Annotated in this window: 4 protein-coding genes and 1 pseudogene; 3 read left to right on the top strand and 2 right to left on the bottom strand. The window is 42.6% G+C overall.

The genetic code is table 11. The annotated features are described in order from the left end of the window. Positions 1–149 precede the first annotated feature (149 nt). Positions 150–2873, top strand: a complete 2724-nt coding sequence (locus IQ274_RS32715) for a CHAT domain-containing protein (RefSeq protein WP_194144777.1) — start codon at positions 150–152, stop codon at positions 2871–2873. A 1075-nt stretch (positions 2874–3948) separates the two neighbouring features. Continuing rightward, entirely contained in the window at positions 3949–4698 is a 750-nt protein-coding gene (locus IQ274_RS32710) for a hypothetical protein (RefSeq protein ID WP_228058539.1), read from the top strand. Positions 4699–4718: 20 nt separating this feature from the next. Here IQ274_RS32710 and IQ274_RS32705 read toward each other — a convergent pair whose 3' ends face one another. After that, the gene (locus tag IQ274_RS32705; RefSeq protein ID WP_194144776.1) at positions 4719–5768 is read right to left on the bottom strand and encodes a molybdopterin-dependent oxidoreductase; all 1050 of its coding nucleotides are present in this window, start codon (positions 5766–5768) and stop codon (positions 4719–4721) included. A gap of 215 nt (positions 5769–5983) precedes the next feature. Here IQ274_RS32705 and IQ274_RS32700 point away from each other — a divergent pair, with 215 nt between their 5' ends. After that, positions 5984–11620, top strand: coding sequence for an AAA family ATPase (locus IQ274_RS32700; RefSeq protein ID WP_416209862.1), 5637 nt, complete (start codon positions 5984–5986; stop codon positions 11618–11620). A 232-nt stretch (positions 11621–11852) separates the two neighbouring features. Here IQ274_RS32700 and IQ274_RS32695 read toward each other — a convergent pair. Then, positions 11853–13376, bottom strand: a pseudogene (locus IQ274_RS32695) (TrkA C-terminal domain-containing protein); the annotation flags it as partial. Between the last annotated feature and the right edge of the window lie 127 nt (positions 13377–13503).

The raw sequence follows: 13503 nt of genomic DNA, 5'->3' as shown, positions 1-13503 counted from the left end.
GGAGCTTAGATAGTAAAACCTTATCCAAGCCATGATAAATAAGATTGTGGAAGCTCAGGCATGAGTAATGGATGTGAATGGTAACATTACCGTGGTAGCCCAAACTACAGTAAATCCTGTGCGTTCCTGGTTATCAATTACCTCCTGTCATGGTTATGGCTAAAACAACTAGGATTTTTGGCGCGAATTCTGTAAAAGTTAAAATACAAAAGCAGCCAGGGCGTTGGCATAAAACAACACTGGCTCAATTTTTGCGTTTGCCTTTGTACTTTCTAATAGCTTTGCTATGCATATTGAGTTCACCCGTGCTAGCAAAAGTTCCTGGCTCAATTAATTCTTCATCTCAATTACAGATTAACAATTTGACATCGCTGGCTGTAGTTAATGACCCAGGTTCGCTACTAGAACAGGGAAAATTTTTATACAATTCTGGTAACTTTGCCAAGGCAGTAGAAGTATTACAACAGACTGTCCAAACATATAAGCAGCAAGGAGAAAGCCTCAGACAGGCAGCGACACTGAGTAATCTTTCGCTAGCTTACCAGCAACTTGGTTTATGGAGTCAAGCACAGCAGGCAATTACAGAGAGCTTAAACTTGCTCAAAGGACAAGATGAAAACCAAAATCTTCAAATCTTAGCCCAATCACTGGATATTCAAGGTCGTCTTCAACTGAGAATGGGACAAGCCGAGGCAGCTTTAGCAACTTGGCAGCAGACAGAAGAAATTTACAGGCGAGCAGATAATCAAAGTGGTGTGGTGCGATCGCTAATCAATCAAGCACAAGCGTGGCGAACCCAAGGATTTTACCCCCGCGCTGTCAAAACACTCGATCGGGTAAGTCAGACATTAAAATCTCAACCAAATTCGATAGAAAAGACAGTGAGTTTGCGATCGCTCGGTGATGCTCTTTTAGTAGTGGGCGATTTGGAAAAGTCACGTCTGGCGCTAGAAGAAAGTCTGACAATTGCTCGAAATCTGCAATCAAGCGCAGATATTGCAGCCAGTCTGTTCAGCCTGGGGAATAATGCCCGTAAACAACAAAATAACCTATTGGCGATCGCCTATTATCAAGAAACAGTTGCAGCATCTCCCTCACCCTTAATAAAAGTCCAAGCCCAACTCAATCACCTGAGCCTACTGATTCAAGATCAACAATGGGCAAAGGTTCAAACCCTCTTACCATTGATTGAGTCCGAACTAGCTCAACTTCCTCCCAGCCGTGCTAGCATTTACGCTCACGTTAACTTTTCCCAAAGTTTGGCAAAAGTCAAGGGTGGTATATTGCAAGCATCTAGTCAGCATTACTACTCAGGATTTAGCACCAAAGAATCAGCAGTATTACTCGCTAGGGCTATTGAACAATCTCGCAGTTTAGGGGACAAGCGGGCAGAAGCATACTCACTAAAGAGTTTAGGCGGTTTGTATGAAGAAACCGGACAATTGTCATACGCACAAGAGCTTACCCGGCAAGGATTAGCTTTAGCACAGAGCAGTAATGCACCAGAAATCACCTACACCTTAGAGTGGCAGTTAGGTAGATTACTGCGGGCAAAAAAAGATATGAATGGTGCGATCGCAGCCTATGATTCTGCTGTAGACACTCTCCAGTCCCTTCGCAGAGATTTAGTAGTCAATAAAGACGTAGTTAACCAGGATGTACAATTCAACTTTCGGGACAGCGTAGAACCCATCTACCGAGAGTCAGTAGAGTTACTGCTAAAATCCCAAGAAGGAAAACCAGATCAAAAAATATTGGAGAAAGCACGCCAACGCATTGAAGCACTCCAACTAGCAGAATTAGACGACTTCTTTCGAGAAGCTTGCCTACAAGGACAGAGAGTAGCCCTCGATCAAATGGTGGATAAAGATAATCCCACGGCTGCCATTCTTTATCCAATTATTCTTCCTGACGAACTTCAGGTAATTGTCAAAATTCCTAAACAACCCCTGCAAAGCTACACTACTCAGATTTCTCATACAGAAGTAGAGAAATTGTTACTAGAACTGCGAAAAAGTCTTGTCAATCCCACTGCTACCAAAGCCGTCCAAACCCAGGCGCATGAAGTTTACAACTGGCTGCTTCAACCCATTGAGTCAAAATTGCAAAACAGTGGGGTAGATACCCTAGTGTTTGTCCTAGATGGCCCCTTACGCAATTTACCAATGGCAGCTCTATATGATGGTAAGCAATACTTGGTAGAGAAATATGCAATTGCTCTGAGCGTGGGTCTGCAACTCCTCGATCCTAAACCACTGGTAAAACAGCAGCTAAGAGCGCTAACCGCAGGACTGACTCAGCCACCACCAGGTTTTTCCAAGTTTGCACCGTTGCTTGCGATCAAATCTGAATTTGACGGCATTACCAAAGCAGGAGTCTCGACAACTAGCCTACTAGATGGAGATTTTAAGAAAAAGAATTTAGAGGGTGAAATTAATGCTGCTTCATTCAACATAGTGCATTTAGCAACTCATGGTCAGTTTAGTTCCCGCCTTGAAGACACTTTTATTTTGGATTTCGATGGTCAGATCAATGTCAAAGATTTTGATACTCTTTTTCGCAGTCAGGGCAAAACTATAGTAGAGCTACTCGTTTTGAGTGCTTGCCAGACAGCAACAGGAGACAGCCGTGCAGCATTGGGTCTTGCAGGAGCAGCTGTCCGAGCTGGGGCACGCAGTACCATCGCCTCACTGTGGCAGATTGATGATGAATCAACGGCAATGTTTGTTAGTGCCTTTTATCGAGAACTCAAGAGTGGCAAAATCACTAAAGCCAAAGCTGTCCACCGTGCCCAGCTACAACTGTTGCAACACCCTAACTACAAAGCACCAAGCTTTTGGTCTGCCTATGTGTTGATTGGCAATTGGTTGTAATTTCGGCACATGGGCTCATACAGAGCATGGGAATGGCTGATTAAAGGCTGCTGGCTCCAGTGATACATTGAGTCAGTAGCTCATACCATTTCTTTGTGAAGCTGCGCCAAATTTCCTTTGCTTCTTCTTTCTTCCTTTGTGTTCTTCTCTGACGAGACGCTGCGCGTAGCTTGCTTCTCCGTAGGAGTATGCGTCCTTTGCGGTTCGTTCCTCATATAGTTTGGCGCAGCTTCATAAAGAATTGGTATCAGTATACTCTACTAGATATTGCCGAAAGATTGGGAATGCCATTTGATGTAATTAAACATGCTGCTGATACATCCATTGCACATGATTTACTGACTTCTTTCAAAAGCTAATGAAGATATGGGAAATACTACAATTTTTGCAAGTAGCTATAACATTAGCTCAAAAATAAGGGAATTTTAATAATTATCTGTTGCAATACACCATCGCATACATTTATTATTTTCAAATCACCTGATTCCCCACAGAAATATATTTATATCATAAAACTTTTTATACGATTATACTGGTAATTATAGCATCACTGACATTCTTTTTTTTACAGGTGTTTAAAGTAAAGTTCTATACTTTAAACTTTACCGTAAGAATTTTCATCTTTACTTCAATAAGTCCAGCTATAAAAACATTCTCTTAAAATTAACTACTGACATTGCAGCAGTTTTGAATAATAAAATTCAAATAAATAATTTATTTAAGTCGTAATTTTACGGTTTTTAATGACTAATCTTTAAAGTTACGATCTTACCAAAAGGTGGTAACAGTACATTTGTATGTACTTTATTGCGTCATCGAAAAATAGTTTAGTTTGAGTTACTGTTAGCTCTTTACACAAATGTGAGGAGAGTTATCATAACATTTTCTGCCACAGTTTATGAAGTAAGTTGTTTGTTTTGATAGCAATTACAATCGCTGTGGCAGCATCTTAAGCTAACAAACTTTCTGACTTTCTCAATAAGCACTCTCTCAGGCAAAAGCCTAAGTAGTGCTATGGCTGACTGGATAACCAAGTCGGTTACAAACCCATTTGTCTATCGTTAGGAACATGAAAATGAAAATGAAATCAATTCTTGAGTTGATTGAGCAGAAGAACCAGAAATATGCCAAGTTACCGTTCTTTGAGTATATGAAAGACGAGTCCATTGATCCACGCCAGAGACTGGCATTTGCACCTGTGATTGCTCCACTGGCACTGGAGTTCAGTGAGTTATGCAAACGAGTTCTTAGAGATGAGCCAACGACTAATTACATTCAAGAGATGGTAAATCTGCACACGCACGAAGAACATTTTCACTGGCAATGGTTACTAGAAGACATGGAAAAGATGGGGATTGACTATCCTATGCGGTTTAGTGATGCCGTGCGATTCCTTTGGAGCGATCATACTAAGGTTTCCCGTTCGATGTTTCCTATCTTTGAGCGGTATACTCGGGGAGCAGATCCTATCATCAGATTGGTTGCCATTGAGGTATCCGAGGTGACGGCGAATGTTTTTTTCCGTTCAACCATGTCTGCGGCCTTGCAACTGCAAGAAATGACTCAAACAGAGTTCCGTTACTTTGGTATGCGTCATAACCATATAGAAAATACCCACACTCTTCATACTCCCTCTTCTTTGCAAATAATGAGAGAAATTGAGGTGTCGGAAGAAATTCGTCAACAAGCACTTGAATTAATTGATGTGGCGTTTGTGTATTTTACAGACTTGATCAATGAGTTTTTGGTTTATATTAAGACTCATTCTTATCAAGAACCATTTTCTAAAGTGTACGAACCAGAGCGATCGCTAACATCTGCCTAAACTATCTGCTCAATTTTCATTTATTCGACGACGGTAAAAGAGTCAAAGCCTTTTATCGTCGTTTCTTTAACAGTGACAGCTACTGTATAAACAGCATTGCGCTCTTGCTGAATTGGTTGAATTGCTCCATCATAATCAGTGGCTCGACTCATTAAGCTATATTGTCCTGGCGTTGGTGGAGTCCATTGAAACGTGAATCGTTGCCAAGCATATTGCAACCGTGCTTCAACTTCAGCAGCTTGCCAGGTGATACCACCATCTGTACTAAAATCCACCGACTGGATACCCTTGGATGCCCAGGCCCAACCCCAATGTGTTTGAGGTTGAAGGTATAATACTTCATTTTGAGAAGGATGAACAATTACAGACTCCGGTGCAACTTCCCAAACGGGTTTTAAAGTCGCATCATCGCCTCCAACTCGATCGTTATAGAAAGTTGTTGTAAAGGGCCCTGGCGATCGCTGATCTGTGACATAAATATGTGAGAGCCACTTGACAAAGTTCGTGCCATAGTAGCCTGGAACCACCAGCCGCAAAGGAAAACCCCGCTCTGCTGACAGAAACTCACCGTTCAGCTTGTACGCCAGCAGCACATCATTATCCAATGCTTTTTTGATCGGAATATCTTTAATATATGAATCGCTAGAAACTCCCTCATAAACACCGCGATCAGTTCCGACAAACCAGATATAACGAGCTTCAGGTTTTACTTGCAATTGATTAAGAATTGCTCTGAGCGAAATTCCACCCCATGTCACATTACTAATGAGTCTTGTCGGAACCTTGGGTTGAAGCGGATTGCCTGAACATTGGTGGAAAACAGTTAATTCACGATATTCTAGACTCAGCAAATTCTGATATGACAACTCAAGAGTTTGCTCTACTAATCCCGAAATTTTCAACTTCCATTGCTTGATGTCAATGGCTGGGATTCCCAGATGGCTGAGAACGAATAGATGGTTTTCAGGAGTAATAAAAGACTTGAGGTCGTGAACACCCAGTGGAAACTTTGCAATCATTCCCACATAGCTCATGCTCTGATCTTCTAAAGTTTGATCGAACTCATTCATTTAAGCAACCTGCCATTAACGATTTTTCAAACATTTTTTATAATAGTAGTTGTACAAAAATACACGCAGTAGACACAAAGCGGCTACTCTACAAGAATGCCAAAGGCGAACCCCCAGGGTATCGCCCTTAGATGAGCAGTATTGAACTATACCGGGTTAAGCTAAATCAACCGGGTTTCTCAATTTTTTACCTTCAGAAAATTACAGCATGAATTGTGATACTTCGAGTTAATCGGGGAAAACTGAACTCAGGTTATCCAGTCGCAAGCTTTATGGTAGAAAATCGAGTTGATGTTCCCGGTTATGGGATTGGTGAAAGAATTTACACCAGCACTCGCACCCTGGTTTACCGAGGTTGGCGAGAAGCCGATCAAACCCCTGTTGTGATCAAACTTCTGAAAAATTCTTATCCCAGTGTGATTGAGTTGGCTCAATTCAGGAATCAGTACTCAATTACGAAAATCTTAAATGTTCCTGGGGTTGTTCGGATCTATAGTCTGGAAAGTTGTCAAAATCGACCCGCCTTGATTTTAGAAGACTTTGGTGGAATTTCTTTGAAGGAGTACACTGCTTTTAGAAGGAAAGGGCTCGGTGAGACAGGAAATCAGGAAAATTCCTCACATCTGCATCCTGATTTTTTGACTGAGTTTTTACAGATTGCGATCGCACTTGCCGATATTCTGGCTGATCTCTACCATCACGAAATCATCCACAAGGATATCAAACCCGCCAATATCCTGATAAACCCTACCACAAAGCAGGTCAAACTCATTGACTTTAGTATTGCTTCACTGCTGCCGAGAGTTAACCAACTTTCAACCAGCCCGACTGTTTTAGAAGGAACTCTTGCCTATCTCTCCCCTGAACAAACCGGGCGCATGAATCGGGGGATTGATTATCGCACTGACTTCTATTCTCTTGGAGTCACTTTCTATGAACTCTTAACTGGGCAATTGCCATTTCAATCGGATGATTTGATGGAATTGGTGCATTGTCATATAGCAAAACAACCACCACTTTTAAATGATAGAGGAGAGATTCCCCAAATTCTCTGTGATATCGTCATGAAACTGATGGCAAAGAATGCTGAAGACCGCTATCAGAGTGCATTAGGGCTAAAGCACGATCTGCAAATTTGTTTGGAGCAATTGCAAGAAAGTGGAAATATTATCCCATTTCAGCTAGGGTACAGGGACGTTTGCGATCGCTTTGCCATTCCCGAAAAACTCTATGGACGGGAAGTAGAAGTGGCAACGCTGCTAGCAACTTTTGAACGGGTGCGCCAGGGAACCTCTGAAATGATGCTGGTGGCAGGTTCCTCTGGCATTGGGAAAACAGCAATTGTCAACGAAGTTCATAAACCAATCACCCGTCAGCGCGGATACTTTATCAAGGGCAAATTCGATCAATTTAATCGGAATATTCCCTTTTTTGCTTTGGTGCAAGCGTTTCGGGACTTAATGGCACAACTGCTGACAGAGAGTGATGCTCAAATTGACCAGTGGAAGACTCAAATTTTGTCTACCTTGGGTGAAAGTGGTCAAGTAATTATTGAGGTGATTCCAGAACTCGAACGAATCATTGGAAAACAGCCCTCACTCCCGGAATTATCGAGTACTGCTGTCCAAAGCCGCTTCAATTTGCTGTTTCAGAAATTCATTCAAGTATTCACAACCCAAGAACATCCCCTAGTTATTTTTCTTGATGATTTACAGTGGGCAGACTCGGCTTCTTTAAAATTGATGCATCTGTTGATGAGTGAAGCCAGCAACTCTTATTTATTAGTGATTGGAGCATATCGGGATAATGAGGTTTCCTCAGCCCATCCCCTGATGTTGACCATTGAGGAAATGCGTCAAGAGGCGATTACAGTTAGTAGTATTGTTCTTTCTGCCCTTACCGAAACCGACCTAAATCAACTGATTGCAGATACCCTCAAATATTCAACAGAACAAGCAACTGCGATCGCCAATCTGGTGTATCAAAGGACTAAAGGTAATCCATTTTTCACTAACCAGTTTCTCAAATCGCTGCATGAAGATGGGTTGATCGCCTTTGCCAGCAGAACGGGAGATTGGCAGTGCAATCTAGTTCAAATTCGGGCGCTGTCTTTTACAGAAGATATTGTCGAGTTTGTGGCGGTGCAACTCCACAAATTACCACAGCAGACTCAGAATGTTCTCAAACTGGCTGCTTGTATCGGCAATCAGTTTGATTTAGAAACCTTATCAGTTGTCTATGAAAAATCTCCAGTCCAAACCGCAGCAGATTTGTGGCCAGCCCTCAAGGATGAATTGATCTTACCCAGTGGGGAAGGATATACATTCTTTCAGGATGAGTCTGTTGTCATGGATGATTTGACAAATGACAACACACCAATAATTATTACCTACAAATTTTTCCACGATCGCATTCAACAAGCCGCTTATTCACTAATTCCAGACTATCAGAAACCAGCAACTCACCTAAAAATTGGTCAATTGCTGTTGAGCAATACCCCGGAAACTGAGCAAGAATTGCTGATTTTTGAAATTGTCAATCAATTGAATATTGGCATAGAACTGATCGCATCTCAAACCGATCGTGATCGACTGGCACAACTCAACTTGTCGGCAGGAAAAAAAGCCAAATCTTCCACAGCTTACCAGGTAGCAATTGAGTATTTAACTACTGGGATTCGTTTATTGAGAAGTGACTGTTGGCAAAGTCAGTATGAATTGGCTCTGGCATTGCACGAATCAGCCGCCGATGCTGCTTATCTTAGTGGCGCGTATGAACAGATGGAAAAATTGACTCAAACAGTCATCCAGCAAGCCAAAACTCCACTGGATCAAGTCGGTATTTACGAAACCAAAATCCAGGCGTATACAGCTAAAAATGATGTGCTGGGCGCGATCGCGATCGCACGTCAAGGAATGAGTAAATTTGGCGTGGTTTTCCCAGAAACACCTACCTCACAAGACATTCAGCAAGCCCTGGAAGAAACGGCTACTCTGATTAACGGTCGTGATATTGCAGAATTGGTTGACTTACCTGTGATGGTAGCCGCAGAGAAGCTAGCTGTCACCCGAATTGTGGCAAACGTTGCTCCAGCCGTTTACATTGCCGATCCTAATCTGTTTCCACTACTGATTTTGTCTCAAGTCCAAGCATCTATTGAGTATGGCAACGCTCCATTTTCTGCCTTTTGTTATGGCTGTTATGGCATTCTTTTGAGCGGAATTCTTCAGGATATTGAAACAGCCGATCGAGTTGGCAATCTTGCCTTGGCACTAACTGACAAATTTAATATTAGCGACATCAAACCCACAGTATTTTATGTCGTAGGTGCTTTCATCACCTATTTGAAGTCTCCACTGCAAAAATCTTTGCAGTTAATGCTGGATGGTTACAAGATTGCTCTAGAAACTGGAAATGTATACTACGTAGGTTTCAATACCAAAGATATCTGCCAATATTCCTATTTTCTCGGTCGAGAATTGAACTCGTTAGAGGAAGATATCCGGGCTTACTGTCATGTTTTGGAAAATTTTAAGCAAGGTACGACTCTAAACTATTGCCGTATTTTCTGGCAAACAGTTTTGAATTTGCTTGGCAAAGCTGAGAACCCCTGTATTATAACAGGCGAAGCACTCAACGAAGCCGAATTTGTGAATCAACTGGTTCAAGCCAATGAATTGACAGGGCTTCACTATTTCTTCCTCCACAAATTGATTCTCTGTTATCTGTTTGAAAACCTTTCTCAAGCAGTGGAAACAGCCGCTCAAGCTAGAGAATATCTAGTTGCGGGAACGGGCTATGCCACTGTGCCGATGTTTTATTTTTATGATTCCTTGACGGCTTTAGCAGAGTATCGCACAGCTATAGTCTCTCGCCAAAAAACATTACTAGAACGGGTTACAGAAAACCAAGAAAAAATGCAGACATGGGCGCACCACGCACCCATGAATTATTTGCACAAATTTGAATTGGTGAAAGCCGAAGAATGCCGAGTGTTGGGACAGATGGCTCAAGCAGTGGATCATTACGATCGCGCGATCACACAGGCAAAAGCCAATAGATATATTCAGGAAGAAGCCCTCGCCAATGAACTGGCTGCCCGATTTTATTTAGAATGGAACAAAGAAGCGATCGCGCAAATTTACCTAGAAAACGCCTATTACACTTACCTTAGCTGGGGAGCGATCGCCAAAGTTAACCAGTTGCAACACCAATATTCTCAATTATTGCTTAAGCTGTTTCAGCAGGATGAAACTACTTCTTCAACCCTCACCACTACAATCGGATTCAACCAAAGTAGTTCCACTGGGACTGAAGCATTAGATTTAGCAACGGTGATGAAAGCCTCTCATGCACTGGCTGGAGAAATTGAGTTAGAAAAGCTGTTGACAACCCTGATGCAGGTTGTAATCGAAAATGCCGGGGCTGATAAATCAGTCCTTCTGCTGCTTCAAGAGGATAATTGGGTTGTTGTGGCTCAAAAAACTAGTCAAGCGATCTTTGAAGAACAGCAATTTCTGCCACACCCTACGCCTACCGATGAAAACTTGGGGATAATAAACCTGCACTCCCTTCCTCTTTCAGCTAGTCAGGATGTTCCCAAAGCAGTTGTGAATTATGTATCGCGCACCACCGAAACCCTAGTGTTAGATGATGCCCGCAAGGAAACTACCTTCGCCAACGATCCCTACATCATTCTATGGCAACCCAAAAGCTTGCTATGTACGCCTATTCATAATCGTGGCCAACTAATTGGCATCCTATACCTAGAAAACAGTTTGACAACTGGAGCCTTTACCCAAAACCGTCTTGAGGTTTTACGGTTGCTTACAGCACAAGCTGCCATCTCGCTGCAAAATGCCATGTTGTATAACAATCTAGCTGTAGCAAAAGCTCAATTAGAAGATTACAACCATACTTTAGAGCAAAAGGTAGAGCAGAGAACTCTGGAGTTGAATGATAAAAATCAGCATCTCTCGGAAACTTTAGAGGAACTGCAACACACTCAAAGCCAACTAATTCAAACTGAAAAAATGTCTTCATTGGGACAAATGGTAGCAGGTGTTGCCCACGAAATTAACAACCCGATTAACTTTATCTATGGCAACCTTACCTATACCAATGAGTATTGCCAAGATTTGCTGCATCTAGTTGAGCGGTATCAGCACTACTATCCTCAACCGTTTCCTGAGATTCAAGAAGAACTAGAGGCAATAGATTTAAACTTTCTCAAACCAGACTTACAAAAATTGCTGCAATCAATGAAAGTGGGGGCAGATCGCATTCGTCAAATTGTCCTTTCTCTCCGCAATTTCTCGCGTTTGGATGAGGCTGAAATGAAAAGTGTCAATCTTCATGAAGGCATTGACAGCACCCTGTTAATTTTACACCACCGTCTAGAAGAGAAAGCACACCGCCCCGGAATCGATGTAATTAAGGAATATGCACAGTTGCCAGAAGTTAGTTGCTACGCCAGTCAGATCAATCAAGTATTCATGAATATTCTGAACAATGCTATTGATGCCTTGGATTCATCATTCACCAATGAAGATAGACAAACAAAAATCCCGACTATCCAAATTCGTACCAAAATGACTGATGCCGATACAGTAACTATTCAAATTGCAGATAATGGAGCTGGGATGTCTGACGAGGTGAAACAGCGCCTATTTGACCCATTTTTCACAACAAAACCTATAGGCACAGGAACAGGTTTAGGATTATCAATTAGCCACTCGATTGTAGAAAAACATGGCGGACGAATAAGTGTAATATCCGAACCGGGAAAAGGAGCAGAGTTTTCTCTTTCTATACCTTTACATAATACGGTAGAGCAGCGATCGCTTAAGTAAACGGGGCAGGGGGAGCAGGGGAAGCAGGGGAGCAGGGGGCAGGGGAGCAAGGAAGCAGGGGGCAGGGAGCAGGCTACGGTGTACACACAAGTCTTATAAAGTTGTCTAACAGTGTTTCGATCTCCCCTAACCCCCCTTAAAAAGGGGGGAAATTTCTTCAAGTCCCCCTTTTTAAGGGGGATTTAGGGGGATCAGATGATTTGTGTGTACACCGTAGCCTGCCCTGCTCCCTTCAATCCACACGATCCACAGGTAGAAACTCTTGGAGTGCTTCTGCCTCAGCAGCCTTCAATACTGGAAGAGACAGGGGTAGTGAATTTGCGATCGCAAATAATTGTTCTAGTTGACTCAGACCTGTCAAGCTACCACATAATAATACTTGGTCGCTAACTCGCAAATCCATGCCGCCATCAGGATAGCGAATAAATTTACCATCGCGCCGGATCGCCTGTACCTGTACTCCAAATCGCTTGTTGATATCTAAATCTGCAAGGGTTTTACCTAGCGTTGGCGCATCTGCATTAACTGTAACCCACTGGCAAGCACTATTTTCTCCGGGAACAGCAGCTTGTCCCTTGGCGAATTCTGCCAAAGCTGCTAGTTCTTCATCTGCTCCTACTACCAGCAAGCGATCGCCATTTTCCAATTTGGTTTTATTATTGGGATAATCGATTTCATCGCCGTTAGCGCGACGAATTGCCATCAAACTCGCTCCTGTTAAGTAGCGCATATCTGCTTCTTCTATGCTCATACCAATTAAGGGCGAATCTGCTGGGAGAGGATACCAGCGCTGATTTAAATCGCGGGTGGCTTGACGCAAATCACGAGCAACTTCAGTTGCAGAACGTTCTGGCCGCAAATCTAAATAATGATCGTTGCGAATTTGCTGCATTTCTCGTTGTACGACTGCTGGCGACAACAAGCCTAAGCCAGTTAATAAATAGGTTGACATTTCTAAGCTGGCTTCAAACTCTGGCTGTACCACTTCTCTAGCTCCCAATTGATACAGCACCTCAATATTTTTATCCTGGTTAGCACGGACAACTAAATCTAATTCTGGGCGCAATTCTAAGGCGCGTTTCAAACAAAGACGAGTACTCATCGGGTCTGGAAGTGCGATCGCCATTCCTTTGGCATGATTCACTCCGGCGGTTTCTAAAACGTGTAAACTCACGCAATTGCCATAGACATAAGACACTCCAGCCTCACGCAACTGCTGAATTCTGCTTTCTGATTGGTCGATTACTACCACAGGAAGGTTGTGTTGCAGCAACAATTTCACTAAATTTTTGCCAACTCGCCCATAACCACAGACTACTACATGGTCTTTGAAGGGTAAATCTTCTGATACATCCCGTACCTGATCTTCTTGTAAATACGGTTTCAACCAGGGCATTGATTCGGCAAAATTAAATAAAAATGGCACTAACCGCAATACAAAGGGAGTAAGCATGAGAGTGACTGCGGTGGTTCCCAAAATTAATAAGTATATTTGTCGGGACACCAGCCCCAAAGACTGCCCTTCACTGGCGAGAACAAAGGAAAATTCCCCAATTTGCGCTAGTCCCAAACCAGCGATTATGGCTGTTCTCAAAGGGTAGCCAAACAGCTTTACTAGGGGCGTGATAATCAAGAATTTACCGATGAAAACTAGTGCTACCAATCCCAAAATTAATTCCAGGTTGTTCCACAAAAACACTGGATCAATTAACATCCCAATGGCGGCAAAAAATAAACTGGCAAAGATATCTCGCAGCTGACTTTTCCCGTTAAGTCTTGAAAGGCTTACTAATAAAGGATTTAAGAAACAGCACCGCAAATACGGTAAAGTAATTGCAATCGAGTGCTAAAGGTGACAAGCAATGCTGGACTGGTGGGAGAAG

It is taken from the genome of Nostoc sp. LEGE 12447, from assembly GCF_015206985.1.
Taxonomy (GTDB): Bacteria; Cyanobacteriota; Cyanobacteriia; order Cyanobacteriales; family Nostocaceae; genus Nostoc.
Note: the sequence above shows the minus strand (reverse complement) of the source record. Positions and strands in the feature narration are given on the sequence as shown.

Bases quoted from the DNA above. Each gene is read 5' to 3' on its own strand.
- IQ274_RS32715 (WP_194144777.1), top strand. From the start codon at position 150: ATGGTTATGGCTAAAACAACTAGGATTTTTGGCGCGAATTCTGTAAAA.
- IQ274_RS32710 (WP_228058539.1), top strand. From the start codon at position 3,949: ATGAAAATGAAATCAATTCTTGAGTTGATTGAGCAGAAGAACCAGAAA.
- IQ274_RS32705 (WP_194144776.1), bottom strand. From the start codon at position 5,768: ATGAATGAGTTCGATCAAACTTTAGAAGATCAGAGCATGAGCTATGTG.